Genomic DNA, 18171 nt, shown 5'->3' with positions numbered 1-18171 from the left:
ATAAATATGGCCATTATAATTGATGGAAAAAAAGTTGCCGCAGATCTTAGAGAGAAATTGGCTGCCAAAGTAGCAGATATGAAGAAATCGGGAGTGACGCCAGGTCTGGCTGTTGTTTTGATCGGTGATGATCCTGCCAGTCGGTCTTATGTGAGTGCAAAGGAAAAAAGCTGTCATGACCTAGGCATGTATTCAAGAGATATCAGGTTGCCCCAGGAGACAAGCGAGGGCGATTTATTGGCATTGATTAAAGAACTGAATCAGGATGAGGAAATTGATGGAATCCTTGTTCAGTTGCCACTGCCTTCTCATATAAATGAATCGAATATAATTGTTGCCATTGATCCTTCCAAGGATGTGGATGGTTTTCATCCCATGAGCGTTGGACGCATGATTCTAGAGCAGGATACTTTTCTTCCCTGTACGCCCCACGGTATTCTCAAACTGCTTGAATATTCTCATATTTCAACTAAAGGAAAAAAAGTCGTTATTGTCGGCCGGAGTAATATAGTTGGTAAACCACTGACAAACCTGTTATTCCAGAAAAAGGAGTGGGGGAATGCCACAGTCACAGTGTGTCATACAGCCACAGAAAATCTCAAAGAAGAAACCTTACAGGCCGATATTCTGATTGCAGCTGCCGGCCGGCCGGAGATGATTACTTCAGATATGATAAAGCAGGATGCCGTTGTGATTGATGTTGGTGTAAACCGGGTGAATGACAGCAGTAAAAAAAGGGGATATAGGCTTGTAGGAGATGTCGCTTTTGATGAAGCCTGTGAAAAAGCGTCCTATATTACTCCTGTACCTGGAGGAGTTGGTCCTATGACGATAACCATGCTGCTCTTTAATACTGTTCAATCAGCTGAAGCCAGACTTTCTTAAAATCTATTTCAATATACCGGAGATGACAAATATTAATTATGAAACATAAAGTCCTGATACCTCTTTTTTCAGCCCTTCTCATCTGTACGCTTGTTTTGATCATTCTCATTTTGAACAGCAGATGGAATTCTAAAATAGAATCCTATGAGAATATGGTGATCTTGAATCAAAAAGAACTGACAGCGATGAGGAATACTCAAGAATTGCTGAAACAAAATACCTACCAGGTCAGAAAATATATGAATCTTCCGGAGTTGAACTTTGATACAGAAGAAGATTCTGAATCAGATATTCCCGATGCCGGCAGTTTTGAGCTGGCAGCCTATGATGCTATTTCTTATTTGGAGGAATTTAACAGTTCTCAGGAAATGTTGAAGGAGTATACTTCATTACTGGGCAGTGAAAACTTTCAATCTTTGCTGAGAGTCTTGAATCTGGATTATAGGAAATCTAGTGATTTTGAAGGCGTTCTACTGAAAGAGCGGTCTCCCTACTTCAAAATTGTATATATACCTGATGAAAAACGATTTTTGATTCAATCCTATATCGGTGACTCTGAGGTACGGGATTCTCTGGAATCAAAAGAGGCTGTCGCCTTTTTACAGAGTGAAACCAGGAAGCTGAATACTCTTTATGAAAGGGTTGATAGACTCAACCGGGATCTTCTTCAAATTTACAGTGATCGCAATCTACGAAATGAGCTAAAAAAATTCAATTTATATCTGGGAGAGAGTGCCTTTTCCGGGAAAAATCGCTTTATACCCATATTGAGAATCGATGATTCAGAACTGCTTAGAATTGTTACTGATACTGAACATAGTCTCTTTATTCTGGGGAATTACAAATACGAAGACTTAGAGACACTTAAACAGGGACTCATAGACTATATCAATCATAATGACATTAGAACTGCCTCTGAGAGAACCGATGATTTGGTAGAAAAGGAAATTGTCGCTCTTCTATCGGATCCCGCATTTAAGCAGCGCCTTGATGACCTCGGCTTTACTCCTATCATGCAACCCCGGGAAGATAATGACTATATTTATTATGATTTTGTAAATGAACAATCCCTTCGTCAAGGAGCTCTGGCTCTTCAAAAGGAGTTTGGTGAGGTTTATCTGATGGATGGGGATGATATACCTGTCAGATCTTTAAAGACCTTCACTGTCAATCACGAACTCACTTTTAATTTTCAACTGGAGCAGATGAAATCCGAATCCTCCGTGAGTGATACATTTGTGCCGGCACAGGGATCAGAGACTTTTCTCCTTATAGGATCACATGAGCATAATGCTGATACGATGATTCTACTTCATGGGGATAGCGAAACATCGCAACTTAGAATGCTGAGCATTCCTCGTGATTTGTACTATGAAGGTCGAAAAATAAATTCTATCTACAGAGAGTTCGGTCCTCAAAGGTTAGTTTCCGAACTCTCAAGTCTGACAGGCTTAAGTATTACAAAATACATAGCCATTGATATGTATGCCTTTATTGATGTTGTCAATTTATTAGGAGGCATCGATGTTCGCCTCGATGAAGCCCTTGTTGATCCTACATATAAAGTTCGAGAAAACGGCCGTTGGTCTACTCTCTACTACACCGCAGGAACGCATCATTTAGATGGAATTGCGGCTTTGCGAATAGCCCGTTCCAGACATACTTCCTCGGATTTTGAAAGAGCCGTCCGACAACAAAAGGTGATTGCCGCTCTTAAAGATAAAGCGGTGAATATGAACTTTACGGATATGAATAAAATCTACGAACTGATCCGGATAACTGGTAAATATGTGCAGACCAATCTAAGCACAACGGATATGGTAAAATATTTCCTCTCATACAAAGATTATAATATTGCTGGGCAACACGTGATGAATACCGATAATGTGTTGTATGCAAGCTATACGAATCTATACCGCCTGAGCGACGAAGAACAACGTGCAGCTCTTGAAGATGAATCTTTTTATAAAGGCGGTTGGATTGTTTTACCAAAGGATAATGATTGGACTATAATTAAGACATATATACGATCAGTTTTAACTGGATCGTAAAGGAGAACATGATGCCCCTGCGCCTTTTATGGTATATTTTAATTCTCATTTGTATTTTTACTTTTATTGGTTTGAATTTAGGGAATACTTCTGATATCAATCTCTGGTTTACAGAGGCGGCGAAGCTGAAGGATATTCCTATATTTATCAGTTTTTTTGTCATGTATATTCTGGGGGCTGTCTCGGTTATTCCCTATATTGTTGGAAGCGGTTTAAAGAAGAAAAAACAGATGAAGCAATTGAAAAAAGAAAATTCACTTGTGCCTGAAAAAATGGATAGAAAAACTAAAAGGATGCTGAAAAGAAATAGTGAAACCCAATCAGAATCCAATTCAGAGACTACAAATACATTTTAAGATAATTCTCTTTGTTTTCACCCTTGTATCCCTGCCTCTTCTTGGAGCTGATGATTTATCGGAGGCTCAAGTTTTTGAAAGAGAAGGAAATCTTGAGTCAGCCCGGGAGTCCTATATCAGCTGGCTCAAGAGTCACAATGGTGAGGGACTTGATCATTTCGGCAGAATTCTGATTCACACCCTCAGAATACCGGGGACTCTGGAGAATGACCTTCATCTTATCGAAGAATATCTCAGTGGTGTCACACTAAAAGAAGATAAACTTATTCTCATTGAAACAATTCTGGTCCTATATGAGCTGACCGGAGATGAGGTGATGAAGCAGAGGTATCTTAATTTATTCTTGTCTCTGGATGATCAAATACAGAATAAAAATCCCGCATTGACTAGGATATTGATTCAGGGACAAAATACTGCGACCGGGGAATTCCTTTCACAGGGAAATGTTCAGTACACTCAGGTCAAAAGTAAATTTATTGCTGATCTTCGAAATCAGAGTGATGACCAGCAGTTATTGGTATGGCTTGAAAACACACATAAGCAGTTTCCATCTTTGTTGAATGATCCAGATTGGTTATTTCTGGTTCAAAACAAACTAAACTCCGGAGGTTATGAATCACAAGCCTCCCGCTTTCGGAAGATGCTGTATCAATCCTTCCCGGAATCGGTAGAGACTTTGATCCTGAAAGAAGGAAATATCAGTCATTTGCCCCATCCTGACTCTTTGAACCTGAATCCTGAAATATTTGAAACTCTCCCGGTCTTAGATGACCTCGGCCCATCTGAACCTGAGTCAAACTCAGTTCCTATCATGTATATTCAAGCCGGCGCTTTTCAGAGTTATGAAAATGCACTGAATCTCAAAGAGGAGCTGGCGTCCTATGATGAATTGAGTCAGATCGTCGCAGAAGATACTGTATACAAGGTGATTATTTTCAGTAAAGATCTGGATGTCACTCAGAAAAAGCTTGAGGTCCTCGGTATCAAGGGATTCAGGATTCCTCAGATTCCCTGATTTCAATCTGTTCAAAATGAAGACTATCCCCCGGTTCCACAGAGAATCCTGAGACAGAAAGAAGGCCTGGCTGCAGTGTCAGGGTTCTAATAATCCGTTTACTATCACTTGTAACACTGTAATCGGCTCTATAAACAGATCGTTTTTCCAGCAATCCGTTAGCTTTTTGATAACGCATTTGCAAAACATTCGTGCCATACAGATTGTAAAAGGTCAAAACTCCTTGCCTGCTGGTTCCATCTTCAGATTTCTCAGTAAAAAAGGGATAATCCAGATACATTTCGACCCCTTGGCTGCTTTTAAATAAGCCGCTGAGTTCTATCATGTCATCTGCAGGTTTCAAAATCTCATTGTGAATCAGGCTCTGTTGATATGACAGACTGACCGGTTCATAGAAACCTCCCCATTCAGTTGTTCCCTGAATTTTGACGCGAATGGAATCCATGTCTTCCACGGTAATGTAAAGGTCTCGTCTAAGACTATCTATAAGCTGGTTGACTGATTGTATATAAATTCCCTTAAAAATAGTTCTATAAGTTTCATTCCAGTCGTAAATCTCCTGGACATCACCTGCTGTGAATATGACTTGATTTTCATCAGGATGAAAGTACATGATTTCCTCAAGAAAGGGCTGTTTTTCTTCGTTCAAATCACTGATTCTATGCCATGGGCCAGACAAAAACTCCTTAAAATCATCCAAATCCCCTCTGTATAGATCTTTTAATTTCTCTTCCCTGATTGTGACTCCCGGTATTTGGGATACTGAAACAGGTTGGTACCTGACGGCGGTCCTATTCCAATTGTAAACGGTTTTTACAAGATCCAGATTCTCTTCACTTTCATCGCTGGCTTCAGTAATAATCGGGAAACTCTCCCAGGTTATTTCTCCTGTTTTAAAATCTTCAGATCTTTCACTTGTCTGAATATCAATGGTTCCGTTTACGGTTATAGAGATGATCTGTTTATAACGTAATCCGGAAGTTCCTCCCTGGGTCTGAATGCTGAAAGCATCAAGAGTATGGAAACCATTTTGATCGAATCCAGTAACGAGTACCTCATTCAGCTGATTTCCTGTTATATCCTGCAGGTGCGTACTCAGACCATCCATATGGTCAACCAGTATGTCCTGCTCAAGGGCTTTCTCGAACCTCATTGTTTCATTGTTATAATCGGCTATGTAGAGTTTAAAACGGTGATCCTCTTTATCAGTGGTACTGATAAGGATCAGCTGTTCTTCTTCTGTATCGCTGTCTAGGTTTATGTCTTGAATCTGTTGGGGGTATTCATCAGAGGGAAGGTCAATCATGGGTACAAGGAAGGAAGTATCTTCAATATCACCCTGCTCAGTTGAATCGTTGACACTATCATTTCCATTAACCATCGGATTGACAATGCGGGGAGTTCTAATTTGGTTTGTTTCATTTTTATCACGACAGGAAATAAAGGACAGTGACAATAAGAACAATATTACATAGCGTTTTTTCATGATGCTATTATGTAAAGAAGGGAGCAAAGAATTCAAGCACCTCATGACGCACTTCTTCAACTGGTTTATTCAATTTAAACCCCGCTGCAGTTGGATGACCTCCCCCGTGAAATCGGGAAACGATAGGGAGACAGTCAATTTCATTTTTAGTCCTAATGGAACATCTCGCTTTTCCATCGCTATTCTCTTTTATAAAGATGGAAACACGGACATCGTTGCATTGAAGTGGAATATTCACTATCTCCTGTGATTCTTCATATTTAGCTCCCGATTTAATAAGTGTTTCCATGTCCATATACTGGTAGGCTACATGATTATTGAAGTAAAGAGTCAGTGAGGAGCCAACCATCGTTCTCAATTTGAGAGATTCTGTTGATTTGCTCTCATAGAGATTGGAATAAACAAAATTAGGTCTGGCACCATTTGAAACCAGATTATAAGCGATAGAAAAAGTTTTTGCTGTTGTTTTGGGATAAATAAAGGAGCCTGTATCATAGACAATCCCCGTAAACATTGCTTCTGTGAGAGGATCAAAATAGGGGACTTTCAGATGTTGCTGAATTTCGTAAAGGATTTCACAGGTAGATGACGCATTAGGGTCATAGAGGCCTTTAAAAGGAATTTTGTCTTTATAATCATGGTGATCGATGACCAGAATATCCCGAACTGTTTCTTTATTCATGAGCGCTGAAAGATGGCCGATATTATCCGGCTCTGTATCTACAACAATGAGAATCTTTTGACTCAGATCCTGGGTCATTTCATCTCCCGGGGCGATACAGTGAATAACGTCGTTCTGATCCATATACCTGTATTTATGTTCAGTTATATCAGAATTGAGAATGACAACATCTTTTTTTAAGTAGTTGAGGATACTGTAGAGAACAATTTCAGAACCAATGGCATCACCATCGGGTGCTTCATGGCTAGTGAGTATATAACCATTTTCTTGTGACAAATATTCACAAATCTCATTTACTGTCATTTAATTTTGATCCATGTGTATAATATACGCTATGGAATCTGAAAAATCTAACGAAGAGATGCTTTTTACTAAAAAGAATAAGATTGAAGCTGCATGTATTATTCCGGCGGGAGGAATCTCTTCAAGGATGGGGCAGTGGAAAGCCGAGTTGCCAGATAAAGAGGGGATCCCTCTTCTTTTAAAGACTGTCCTGACTGCTACGAAGGCCTGTCATCGAGTTATTGTCATTGGTGGTTATCGCTTTACTGCGTTGAAAGATCTGCTTCACTCCTGTCAGGATATTGAGATTCTAGAAAATAAAAACTATCACAAAGGGATGCTTTCTACCATTCAAACTGGATTATCAATCATTGAAGAGGATTTTTTTATCCTTCCCCTGGATATGCCTTTAATAGGAGTCAGTCATTTTCACAGGATAACGGCGCATCATGTGGCCGGAAAAATTTCCAGACCCATTTACAGTGGTATCCCGGGGCATCCTGTTTATATTGATCAAAGTTGGAAGGAGAGAATTTTAAAAATGAAGGGAGAAACTTTGGGGAGATCATTGGATATGAAAGATCAGAATCTCATTCCATGGACAGATGAGTCTGTTATATTTGATTTAGACTCATACAAAGTATATGAAAGCTATTTGAATCATTGATTTTATGATTATTACAAGGTCAAGGCATATCCTGCTGAAACGATATATGTCCACTTTGTCTTCATTCGAATCTCTCTGGAATCATAAGTTGCACTTGAAAACTCAATTGTATCCAGTCCACCTCTAATACCGGTAAAAATGGCATTTTGAGCATTGATTTTATAAAGTATTTTCAGGCCGATACCAATACCGAAGGAAAACATATGGTTGGACGTATTTTCATCCACAGGATCTTTGGATAAATAACTATAATCGCCGTGGAAACCTATTGCGGGTAGGAATACAAGACTCTTCTGTCCTAAATTCCAACCGACACCCCCCATGTAATCCAGAATGAGTCCAGTATTCTTATCAGATTCCTGGGAGTTGTATGCAGAGCTGAAGGGGAATATTACATTGATATCGGAGATGAAACCCAATCGATCACCCCTGAAGCTGCCGTAGTTTAACCCAGCAGATTTTAGAGAGTATTGAAGATCCGACGAGGTCGTACCGATTGATTCTTCATGATTCTTGATGCTCTGAGAGTAAGAAAATCCGCCCATGTGTATCTGTTTTAATTTAGTATTGATTTCCTGAGAATCTATTGTTCCCGGAAGGAACAGAAAGAGGAGCACTGTGGGGTGAAGGTATCTCATCAATTTGATCATTTTTAATATTAGCCAGCACAAGCCATCTATGCAATATATCAAAATCGAAAATTTAAATTGACCAAAAAAAAGTCCGTAAGTCTGGACGTTGAACCTTACGGACCTGAAATGGCATATCTCCTTTCGGAAATATTGAAACTGTTGAGCACTTGATGTGCACATTAATAATGTCGGTTACCTGGGGAAATACTTTACCAAAAAAAGGGAAAAATATTATTGACGGGCTTTCAATTGAACAATTCCTTCTGTCCACCTTGTAGTTGATCCTTAATTTTTTTAATGACCAGAGAAAGATCTTTACCATTGTTAAGGATGTCATAATCATCGACATTTAAAATTAATTGGGGGGAGTGGCTGTAATTATTGATCCATTCATTGTAAAGATGATTCAACTGGTCTAGGTACGCTTTAGGTATTGAGGATTCATATTCTCTTCCCCGTAAGGAAATCCTTTTTTCTAATGCCGGTACAGAGGCTTTGAGGTATACCAACAAATCCGGTGGCTGAAGGAGTGATACCGCTATTGTATATATTCTCCAATAGGTCTCAAAATCTCTCTTGCTAATTAGGTTTTGTCTAAAGAGATCTCGGGCAAATATTTCTGCATCTTCATAGATGGATCTGTCTTGAACCACATAACCGGATTGTTCTTGCAACTCCTTATGAAGAACCATTCGATCACTCAGAAAAAAGAGCTGTGAATGGTATGCCCACTTGTTCATATCTTTATAAAAATCTTTTAGATACGGATTCTCCGTGACAGGTTCGTAGTAGGGGGTCCATGAGAGTTCATCGCAGATTTTTTCGACTAAAGTTGATTTTCCTGCTCCGATGTTACCCGCAATGGCAATGTACTGTTTCATTTCAATATCCTATTTTCTGTTCTTAGCTGTTTTATCTCGATGTCATTGTAACAGGAAAATAGGCTGTTTCATCATGAGAGTTCTCGGGTTTTAATAAAAGATGGATTCTATCGTCATGGTTGTTGGGGTTTTTCTGACTATAAAGAGGGAAAGGTCTAATAAAAATGCAATTATAAATAAAAAAACCGACCATTAAAGCCGGCTTTTTTATATAGAGCGTCTGGAGGGAATCGAACCCTCATCATCAGCTTGGAAGGCTGAGGTAATAGCCATTATACCACAGACGCAAATCACAATTTTTTAAATACTACGTTCAATAATCACACTTTTTAAAAGTAAGCGTCTGGAGGGAATCGAACCCTCATCATCAGCTTGGAAGGCTGAGGTAATAGCCATTATACCACAGACGCAGTTACTTTGCCTTGAAGGCATGAGGAATATATCAGGAAAGGGATTATTGGGTCAATACTTTTTGAAGATTTTTTTTTTGACTTTAAAACAATGGAAAAAACTTGATAAATCAGGCAAAAAGAGCTTGTCAGACCTCTTTACATTAGAGTCCCATTCTGACAATATTCTGTATGGAAAATAGAAGCATTTATAGAAATATCTCACCACTTGATCATCGTTACTATCAATCTAATAAAGAGCTGTTCGAAGCTCTGTCGAATACTCTGAGCGAAGAAGCTACAGTAGCCTACTGTGTTAAGGCCGAAATGGCCCTTTTGAAGACACACATTCAACTGCAGAACTTGGGAGATCAGTCTCTCATTGATTCTCTGGACGACATCGAAAAAACAATCACGCCGGAAGAAGTTTATAAAGAGGAAGAAAAAACTCAGCATAATATCAGGGCTCTTGTGAATGTTATTAATAAAAAAGTTCCGGAAAAACTCAAACCTTGGGTGCATATGGGCGCTACCAGTGTGGATATGCTGGATACGGCTAACTCCATGAGGATGAGGGATGTGACTCGGAATACAATTCTGCCCTTACTCCTTGAACTGGAGGAGGAGCTGATTAAAATGGCAGAAGCCGAAGCAGAAACTCCCCAGGTCGGTAGAACCCATGGTCAGCACGCTGTTCCGGTTACACTGGGGTTCGCTCTGGCTGAGTATGTTTCAAGGTTAGGTCAGTCCATTAGAGAAATGGAACGACTCTCTTCCAATCTGAGAGGAAAGCTGGCAGGTGCTGTTGGTGGATATAATGCCACCAGCATGATTACTGCAGATCCTCTGGAAATGGAAAAAATCTATTTGAAGTTTTTAGGCTTGAAACCCTCTGAATATTCCACACAGATGGTGGAACCTGAGTATCTCCTCCGTTTGCTTTTGGAATACAACACCGCCTTTGGAATTATTGCCAATCTGGCGGATGACCTGCGGCACCTTCAGCGGTCGGAAATAGATGAAGTCAGGGAGTTCTTCTCTGCTACACAGGTCGGTTCTTCTACCATGCCCCAAAAGAGGAATCCATGGAATTGTGAGCATGTGAAGAGTCTTTGGAAAGCGTTTGCTCCCCGTGTCATGTCTTTTTACATGGACCAGATATCAGAACATCAAAGAGATCTTTCCAATTCTGCTTCGGCCAGATTTCAAGCAGATTTCATTGCTGGATTTGCGGCGGCCACATCCCGAATGAAAAAAATTATGGCTGGGATGACTGTCAATAAACCGCAGTTGACCCGGAATCTGACAGTACAGGGTGATTTTGTACTGGCCGAACCCACCTATATCCTCCTTGCCATGTCGGGTGTGAATGGAGCCCACGAAATTGTAAGAAATATTACCTTATCCTGCGAAAAAACAGGAAAAACAATTATGGAAGTTCTACAAACCGAGCAGCCTGAGAGTTGGACAAGGATCAAGGTGCAGCTTAAGAAAGTCAGTGGGTTGGATGCGGAGAATTTCTATTCTGATCCCTCACTCTACAGAGGTAAAACAGCAGAGAAGACAAGATCTCTCTGCTCCCAATATTCGAGTATGATCACAGAAATAAAAGGAGTCCTGTCATGATTCAAGTTGAAGAAAAATACAGTTACGACGACGTATTGCTTATACCATCATATGCTGATTTTCTACCGGGGGAAGCCTCTGTGAAAACCAGGCTGGCTGGGGATATCTGGTTGAACGCTCCGATCATATCCGCTGCGATGGACACTGTTACGGAGTATCAAATGGCAATCGCTCTGGCTCTTGAAGGGGGGGCTGGGGTCATTCATAGAAATCTATCTCCCGAAGAACAGGCTCAGCAGGTTGGGCGTGTTAAACGTTATTTGAACTGGATCATCTCCAGTCCTGTTGTTGTTCAAAAGGGGCAGACCGTAGCAGATGTAGAAAAAATCATGACAGATACGGGAGTGACCGGTCTCCCTGTCCTGGACGGCACGATCCTCTGCGGAATCATTACCAATCGAGATATGAGGTTCTGTTCCGATCTGTCTCAAAAAGTCGAAGATGTGATGACAACCAATTTGATTCTGGAAAGAGGAACTCCAACTGTGGAGACGGCCAGGGATAAATTCGATAAACACAGGATAGAAAAACTGCCTGTTGTAGACAATGGCGGTCATTTAACTGGGCTGATCACCGTTTCTGATATGGAAAAACACAAGAATTTTCCTATGGCTGCCATAGATGATTCGGGAAGTCTTGTGGTGGGAGCCGCCGTATCGCCCAATGATTACATGCAGAGAATCCCTCTCTTGAAAGCAAAAGGGTGTAACTTTGTAGTATTAGATACGGCCCATGGCAACAGTCTCAGCGTTATGCAGGCCATTGAAGGTATTAAAAAGAATTTTGATATATTGGTTGTTGGAGGAAATGTCTCCGATGGAGACGGTGCCAGACGGCTTATTGATGCTGGAAGTGACGCCATCAAAGTGGGAGTAGGTCCAGGATCCATTTGTACCACCCGTATTGTTGCCGGTATCGGTGTTCCTCAGCTTTCGGCTGTTTATGAATCAGCCGAGGTGGCTCAAAAATTTGATATTCCGGTGATCGCCGACGGTGGAATAAAGTATTCTGGTGACATCACTAAGGCAATTGCGGCCGGGGCCAGCTGCATTATGGTCGGAAATCTTTTTGCCGGACTCAAAGAAGCCCCTGGAAAAGAGGTCATCTTTGAAGGTCGTATATTTAAACAGTATAGGGGAATGGGATCTATTGGTGCCATTAAAGAAGGCAGTGGAGACCGGTACCAGATGAAGAAGGACGATGAACCGGTTCCAGAGGGTATTGAAGGGCGTGTTCCTTTCAAGGGTGAATTGAAACCCTACCTTAACCAGTTGGTGACAGGCCTTCAAAAGGGGATGGGATATTGTGGATGTCGCACCATAGAGCAATTGCGTTCATATAAAAAGTTTGTTAAGATCTCGAGTGCCGGTCTGAGGGAGAGTCATGCTCATGATGTGAACATTACTCAGGAAGCTCCCAACTATTCACGTTATTAGGCACGGCTACAAAAACTTAAGGATGAACGAATGAAACTTGTTGTTATCGGGGCCCAATGGGGTGACGAAGGCAAAGGCAAAATGGTGGATTACCTCGCTGAAGACGCTGATATTGTTGTCAGATTCTCGGGAGGAGCCAATGCAGGACACACTATCAAGGTCGAGGATAAGGTTTTTAAGCTTCATCTGGTACCAGCTGGTATTATTTATCCCGGTAAGACTGTTGCACTTGGTAACGGAATGGTTATCGATCCAGAATCTTTATTTGAAGAACTGGCCCAGATTGAGTCCCAGGGGGTTTCTTGGGAAGGTCGTGTTTTTGTCTCTGACAGAGCTCACCTCGTATTGCCTTCTTACAAAGAAGAAGATAAAGACATGGACCCCCAGCGACCCAGACCCATTGGAACAACAGGACGCGGAATTGGAATAGCCTACGGTCGAAAAGCCTATAGGGATGGAATCAGAGTTGCAGATCTTTGGGATGATGTTGTTTGGAACAATATGAAGGCAGAAGATCGGGAATGGGTGACTCCATTCAAGGAAAAACTTGCTCATATGAAAATCAATATGGCCGGGTTTATGATGGCTAATAAAGATAAAGAAATCCTCCTGGAAGGCGCTCAGGGAGCCCTCTTAGACCTGGATCATGGAACATACCCCTATGTTTCCTCAGGAATTTCTACAAGTGCCGGTGCCGCATTGGGCGGTTCTATCGGTTTTCGCCATATTGACAAAGTTCTGGGGGTTTTCAAGGCTTATCAGACTAGAGTCGGTAACGGTCCCATGCCCACAGAAATGCTGGAAGGGGATGACCTTAAACTTGGAAATACTCTTAGAGAATTAGGACATGAGTACGGAGTCACAACTGGTCGTTCCAGACGGATCGGATACCTTGATCTTGTGGCATTGAAGTATGCCGGTTGGGTAAACGGTTTAGATGGTTTTATCCTGTCTCATTTGAATCTTTATGATGGATTTGAAACTGTCACATTCTGTACGGCCTATGAAATCGACGGTAAAACAGTGACAGATTTTCCTTCCCTCACTACGGATATGGAAAAAGTTAAACCCGTATTGAAAGATTTTCCCGGATGGAAGGGGAAAGTGGGAGATGCCAGGAATTGGGATGAGATCCCCGCAGGAGCAAAAGAGGTCATTGCCTTTATTGAAGACTATACAGGTGTTCCTGTTGCTGGATACTCGGTTGGTCCCCTTAGGGATGAAACTTTTATGAAGGAGCCGGCATGGACAAAATCCTGATCCTTGATTTTGGAGGACAGACTTGTCAGCTGATTGGCAGAAGAATCAGGGATTTCGGAGTCTTTTCTGAAATCCTTCCCGGTGATATTGAGCTTACAAAAGAAATCGTAACACCAGAGGTCAAAGGGATTATCCTTTCAGGTTCGCCTTACTCGGTATATGAAGAGGGAGCCCCTTCTCCAGATCCGGTAGTTTTTGATCTGGGATTGCCACTTCTGGGAATTTGTTATGGATTTCAGAGGATGACCTACCATTTTGGCGGAGAAGTACGCCCTCTAGAGACCAAGGAATACGGACGATCAAAGATCCATTTTCTGGAAGAATCTGATTTAATGAAGGGTGTTCCTGATAATTTTCTTTCCTGGATGAGTCATGGTGACAGTTTGGATAAGATGGCAGCTGGTTTTTCCATGATCGGAGAAAGTGAAAACAAACTGCCTGCGGTTGGTGTTCATAAAGAGAAACAGTTTTATGGAATTCAATTCCATCCTGAAGTAAGCCATTGTGATTTTGGAAATCAAATCCTTGAAAATTTCTGCTGCCGGATCTGTGGTGCGGCAAAAGATTGGACTCTTGATCTTTTTATGGAACAAATTTCCGAAAGAGTGAGAGAACAGGTCGGAAATGAAAAAGTTTTACTCCTGATTTCGGGTGGAGTTGATTCCACTGTTGCAGGTGGACTCCTTCTGAAAATCCTGGATCCCAATCAGGTGTATTTGATGTACATTGATACGGGTATGATGAGAAAGGGTGAATCCGAAGAGGTTGCCATTAATCTTAAAAAACTGGGTGCCACACACCTTCATCTTATAGATGCAAGAGACCGCTTCCTTGAGCCTCTAAAAGGCGTGGATGATCCTGAAAAGAAGAGGAAGATCATTGGAGACCGTTTTATTCATGTGCAGGAAGAAGAGATTGAAAAGCATATTTCCGGGGAATACTTTCTGGCACAGGGAACCTTATACACCGACCTGATAGAATCTGGTAAAGGTGTTGGGAATAAAGCCAATGTTATCAAGTCTCATCACAATGTGGGCTCACCACTGGTCGAGGCTAAACGTCAGGCCGGACGTATCGTAGAACCATTGGATATGCTGTACAAAGATGAGGTCCGCAAACTGGGTGTTAAACTCGGTATTTCTAAGGATATTGTATTCAGACATCCATTTCCAGGTCCCGGGCTTGGAATCAGGATCATTGGAGATGTTTCTGAGGAAAAATGCCGGATTCTGCGTGATGCCGACTATATCTATATTTCAGAGCTTAAGAAACGAGATCTCTATGATAAGATCTGGCAGGCATTTTCTGTCCTCCTACCTGTACGCTCCGTGGGTGTCACTGGTGATGCCAGGGAGTATGGATTTGTCTTAGCCCTCAGAGCCGTTGTGTCTCATGATGGAATGACCGCTGATGTGTATGATTTTCCAACAAAAGATTTGCTTGAAATTTCATCAAAAATAACAAATGAAGTACCGGAAATCGGGCGTGTTGTTTATGATATTTCATCCAAACCCCCTGCAACTATAGAGTGGGAATAGTTCTATAAAAGAAAAGCTGTGAATCCCTGGATTCACAGCTTTTTTAATTTAACGGGAAATCTAAGATCTAGGCTCTCTTATTTGAAAGCTGCTGTTATAATATCAACGGTATCCTGATGTGAGAGAGTTTGTCTGTCCATGTCATAGAGGCCGCCCATAGTGTGGTGAGCGTTTTCGGCAATTTTATGAATCTCACTTTTTTGAATACCGTAATCAGACATCTTCAATCCCGCCACGCCGCAGTCATTTTGCAGTTTCAGTAAGGCTGAAATAAAATCATCAGCAGTCTCTCCCTCTTTTCCCATAGTCTTTGCCATTTTTATCAGTCGCTCTGGACAAACCGATGAAAAATGCCTGAAATAGGATTCGGAAAGCATGATCAGGCCGGCCCCATGAGGCAGTGATGGATGATAGGCACTCAAGGCATGTTCCATGGAGTGTTCTGAGGTGCAGGAGGATGTGGATTCCACCATACCGGAGAGGGTGTTCGCTAAAGCAATTTGAGTCCTTGCTTCCAGATCTTTTCCATTTTTGATGGCTTTGGGAAGGTATTCCGCTATGAGAGCCATGCTTTGAAGCGCATAGGCATCACTGATAGGTGTCGCGATTTTTGCGATATAGCCTTCTGCAGCATGGAAGAATGCATCAAAACCCTGGAAGGCTGTCAATTCAGGAGGAATTGACAGCATCAATTCCGGATCTACAATTGAGAAGACAGGAAAGAAATCATCTCCACCAAATCCTATTTTTTCCTGCTTTTCTTCATTGGTGATAACTGTCCAGGGATCTGCCTCGGTTCCAGTTCCGGCGGTTGTCGTTATGGCGACAACAGGAAGTACCGCTTCTTTGTATAATTTACCCTGACCACTTCCGCCATGGATGTAATCCCAGTAGTCTCCAGGATTTTTTACCATCAGCGCTATGCTTTTTGCAGTATCAATGCTGCTGCCGCCCCCCAGGCCCACAATAAAATCACAGTTTTCTCTTCTCGCGAGATCTGCTCCTTCCATGACATGGGATTTTACGGGGTTGGGAAGGATCTTATCAAATACAACTGATTCACAGTTGTTGGTTTTGAGGAGGTCTTGGACCCGTTGCAGGTAACCGAATTTTTTCATTGATTGGCCGGCCGAAATCACAATCAAGGCTTTGTTTCCTGGAAGTTTTGTCTGACTTAACTCTTTAATTGATCCTGGACCGAAGAATATCCGGGTAGGGATGTAGTAGTTAAAATTCTTCATCTTGTACTCCTTTACATTTGTTCATTTTAAAACCTCGAGTTCACTCTAGGTCAATAGTTTTGCTTGTTTTTTTTAAAGTCCTTTTCTACAATATGGATATGACAACAACAAAAACGAACTCCCGGGTTTATTCACTTAAAGAAATGAAAGAGTTATCCGGATTGTCCGAGGATACTCTCCGCTATTATGAAAAGATTGGTATACTTCCCGGAATTTCAAGGCTGCCGAATGGGCACAGGCAGTACTCTCAGCATGACCTGGATTGGTTGCAATTTGTGCTTTGTCTCCGATCAACAGGTATGCCTCTGAAAGAGATAAAAACATACCGAGAACTACAGGAAAGAGGTGATTCTACTGTTCTGCAGAGAAAAGTTCTGCTCCTCTCACAAAAGGAAAAGATCCTCGGTGAACTGGACACCCTTCACCTTGCTCTGAAAAGAATCAATCATAAGATTGAATATTATGACTCACTTTAAAATGAATTTTTCTTGTTCAGGATTAAAGGACTCAGCGACTGATAGTTTATAATCTAAAACGATTACAATTCAGCATTGTTCAAGTTGATTGAGGAATAAAAGGTTTTCGAGTGATTTATTCAAGAGAGAAAACAAATCTTTATTAATATTGTATATAATGAAATATATATAATGAAAGGATAGGAGTGGATTTTATGTATGTAGCTGACAGTAAACGGTATGATGACATGATTTACAGAAAATGCGGTAAAAGTGGATTAAAACTACCCATTATCTCCCTCGGTCTTTGGCATAATTTTGGATTTGATACACCCTTAGAAAAGGCAAAGGATCTTCTTTTCACTGCATTTGACCATGGCATTACCCATTTTGATCTGGCAAATAATTATGGTCCTCCCGCCGGATCTGCAGAAGAAAACTTTGGGAAAATTCTGAAGAGTGATTTAGCTTCCTATCGTGATGAATTGGTTATTTCTACAAAGGCCGGATATTTAATGTGGCCGGGGCCCTATGGAGAATGGGGGTCTAGAAAATATCTTTTGACCAGTCTTGATCAGAGTTTGAAACGAATGGGTCTAGATTATGTAGATATCTTTTATTCTCATAGATTTGATCCCGACACCCCCCTTGAGGAAACAATGGGTGCTTTGGCAAGCGCTGTGAAACAGGGGAAGGCCCTTTATGCGGGAATCTCATCTTATTCAGCTGAAAAGACTCTAGAAGCTTCTCGTATTCTTAAAGGCATGGGAGTTCCGGTTCTAATCCATCAGCCTTCCTATTCAATGTTAAACAGATGGGTTGAAGAAAAACTTTTGGATACACTCCTTTCTGAAGGGATTGGTTGTATACCATTTACACCACTGGCTCAGGGACTTTTGACTGATAAATACCTCAATGGTGTTCCGGCGGATTCACGGGCCTTAAAAGCTGAAAGTTTTAAGAAGGATACATTCTTAAATGAAGCTAATCTGGAACACATTAAAAAGCTCAATGCACTGGCGCAAAACAGAGGTCAGAGTCTTGCACAGATGGCTCTTGCATGGATTGCCAGGCAACCCGCCGTTACAAGCGTGTTGATCGGTGCCAGTAGGTCAGAACAGATTGTTGAGAACATTAAGGCTTTTGATAACATTGACTTTACAGAAGAAGAGTTGAAATCGATAGATTCATATGCTGTTGATGGTGGTGTTAACCTATGGGCGCAATCCAGTAAATTCAAATAAGTTTTTCATCCATAGTAAAGAGGATCTCCGTCTGATTTTGCTACT

Annotated in this window: 16 protein-coding genes and 2 tRNA genes; 11 read left to right on the top strand and 7 right to left on the bottom strand. The window is 41.4% G+C overall.

Going from position 1 to position 18171, the window contains the following annotated elements; translation table 11 throughout:
* Positions 1–6 precede the first annotated feature (6 nt).
* The 4 genes from folD to EXM22_RS06670 are packed head-to-tail and all read left to right on the top strand — an operon-like array spanning position 7 to position 4307.
* Entirely contained in the window at positions 7–885 is an 879-nt protein-coding gene (gene folD / locus EXM22_RS06685; RefSeq protein WP_149485769.1) for a bifunctional methylenetetrahydrofolate dehydrogenase/methenyltetrahydrofolate cyclohydrolase FolD, read from the top strand.
* Positions 886–923: 38 nt separating this feature from the next.
* Positions 924–2936, top strand: a complete 2013-nt coding sequence (locus tag EXM22_RS06680) for an LCP family protein (protein WP_149485768.1) — start codon at positions 924–926, stop codon at positions 2934–2936.
* Positions 2937–2944: 8 nt separating this feature from the next.
* On the top strand, positions 2945–3292 hold the full coding sequence (locus EXM22_RS06675) for a hypothetical protein (protein WP_149485767.1): 348 nt from the start codon (positions 2945–2947) through the stop codon (positions 3290–3292).
* Entirely contained in the window at positions 3246–4307 is a 1062-nt protein-coding gene (locus EXM22_RS06670; RefSeq protein WP_149485766.1) for an SPOR domain-containing protein, read from the top strand. The genes EXM22_RS06675 and EXM22_RS06670 overlap by 47 nt, the downstream gene beginning before the upstream one ends.
* Here the strand turns inward: EXM22_RS06670 and EXM22_RS06665 are convergent.
* Both EXM22_RS06665 and EXM22_RS06660 read right to left on the bottom strand, forming a co-directional pair.
* Positions 4285–5793 carry a pallilysin-related adhesin gene (locus EXM22_RS06665; RefSeq protein ID WP_168203385.1) on the bottom strand — a complete coding sequence of 503 codons (1509 nt, stop codon included), beginning with the start codon at positions 5791–5793 and terminating at the stop codon, positions 4285–4287. The two genes, EXM22_RS06670 and EXM22_RS06665, sit on opposite strands and share 23 nt — an antisense overlap.
* 7 nt (positions 5794–5800) lie before the next feature.
* Positions 5801–6778 (bottom strand): DHH family phosphoesterase, encoded by a 978-nt coding sequence (locus tag EXM22_RS06660; RefSeq protein ID WP_149485764.1) that lies wholly within the window; start codon positions 6776–6778, stop codon positions 5801–5803.
* 31 nt (positions 6779–6809) lie between these two features.
* Between EXM22_RS06660 and EXM22_RS06655 the strand changes: the two genes are divergently transcribed.
* Positions 6810–7424 (top strand): nucleotidyltransferase family protein, encoded by a 615-nt coding sequence (locus EXM22_RS06655; protein ID WP_168203384.1) that lies wholly within the window; start codon positions 6810–6812, stop codon positions 7422–7424.
* Between the two features lie 11 nt (positions 7425–7435).
* Here the strand turns inward: EXM22_RS06655 and EXM22_RS06650 are convergent, their stop codons facing one another.
* From EXM22_RS06650 to EXM22_RS06635, 4 genes are all read right to left on the bottom strand, one after another.
* A complete protein-coding gene (locus EXM22_RS06650; RefSeq protein ID WP_149485762.1) occupies positions 7436–8074 on the bottom strand; it encodes a hypothetical protein in 639 nt (212 codons plus the stop codon).
* A 227-nt stretch (positions 8075–8301) separates the two neighbouring features.
* A complete protein-coding gene (locus EXM22_RS06645; RefSeq protein WP_149485761.1) occupies positions 8302–8937 on the bottom strand; it encodes a deoxynucleoside kinase in 636 nt (211 codons plus the stop codon).
* Between the two features lie 215 nt (positions 8938–9152).
* Positions 9153–9224, bottom strand: a tRNA-Gly gene (locus EXM22_RS06640).
* A 51-nt stretch (positions 9225–9275) separates the two neighbouring features.
* Positions 9276–9347: transfer RNA gene (locus EXM22_RS06635), tRNA-Gly, on the bottom strand.
* 171 nt (positions 9348–9518) lie between these two features.
* Between EXM22_RS06635 and EXM22_RS06630 the strand changes: the two genes are divergently transcribed.
* From EXM22_RS06630 to guaA, 4 genes are read left to right on the top strand one after another with little or no spacing between them, the layout of a single operon-like run.
* On the top strand, positions 9519–10952 hold the full coding sequence (locus tag EXM22_RS06630) for a lyase family protein (protein ID WP_149485760.1): 1434 nt from the start codon (positions 9519–9521) through the stop codon (positions 10950–10952).
* Positions 10949–12388, top strand: coding sequence for an IMP dehydrogenase (gene guaB / locus EXM22_RS06625; RefSeq protein WP_149485759.1), 1440 nt, complete (start codon positions 10949–10951; stop codon positions 12386–12388). Before EXM22_RS06630 ends, guaB begins: the two co-directional genes overlap by 4 nt.
* A gap of 30 nt (positions 12389–12418) precedes the next feature.
* Positions 12419–13648, top strand: coding sequence for an adenylosuccinate synthase (gene purA, locus EXM22_RS06620; protein WP_149485758.1), 1230 nt, complete (start codon positions 12419–12421; stop codon positions 13646–13648).
* A complete protein-coding gene (gene guaA / locus EXM22_RS06615; protein ID WP_149485757.1) occupies positions 13633–15186 on the top strand; it encodes a glutamine-hydrolyzing GMP synthase in 1554 nt (517 codons plus the stop codon). Before purA ends, guaA begins: the two co-directional genes overlap by 16 nt.
* A gap of 77 nt (positions 15187–15263) precedes the next feature.
* On the opposite strand, the gene EXM22_RS06610 is transcribed toward guaA, so the two are convergent.
* Complete coding sequence (locus EXM22_RS06610) at positions 15264–16427, bottom strand: iron-containing alcohol dehydrogenase (protein WP_149485756.1); 1164 nt, start codon at positions 16425–16427, stop codon at positions 15264–15266.
* 98 nt (positions 16428–16525) lie between these two features.
* On the opposite strand from EXM22_RS06610, the gene EXM22_RS06605 reads away from it, so the two are divergent.
* The gene (locus tag EXM22_RS06605; RefSeq protein ID WP_149485755.1) at positions 16526–16903 is read left to right on the top strand and encodes a MerR family transcriptional regulator; all 378 of its coding nucleotides are present in this window, start codon (positions 16526–16528) and stop codon (positions 16901–16903) included.
* Between the two features lie 194 nt (positions 16904–17097).
* Positions 17098–18126: an L-glyceraldehyde 3-phosphate reductase gene (gene mgrA / locus EXM22_RS06600; protein WP_149485754.1), complete on the top strand. Its 1029-nt coding sequence runs from the start codon at positions 17098–17100 to the stop codon at positions 18124–18126.
* Positions 18127–18171: the final 45 nt, after the last annotated feature.

The sequence above is a fragment of the Oceanispirochaeta crateris genome, from assembly GCF_008329965.1.
GTDB lineage: Bacteria > Spirochaetota > Spirochaetia > DSM-2461 > DSM-2461 > Oceanispirochaeta > Oceanispirochaeta crateris.
The sequence above is the reverse complement of the archived record's forward strand: the minus strand, read 5'-3'. Positions and strand labels throughout refer to the sequence as shown.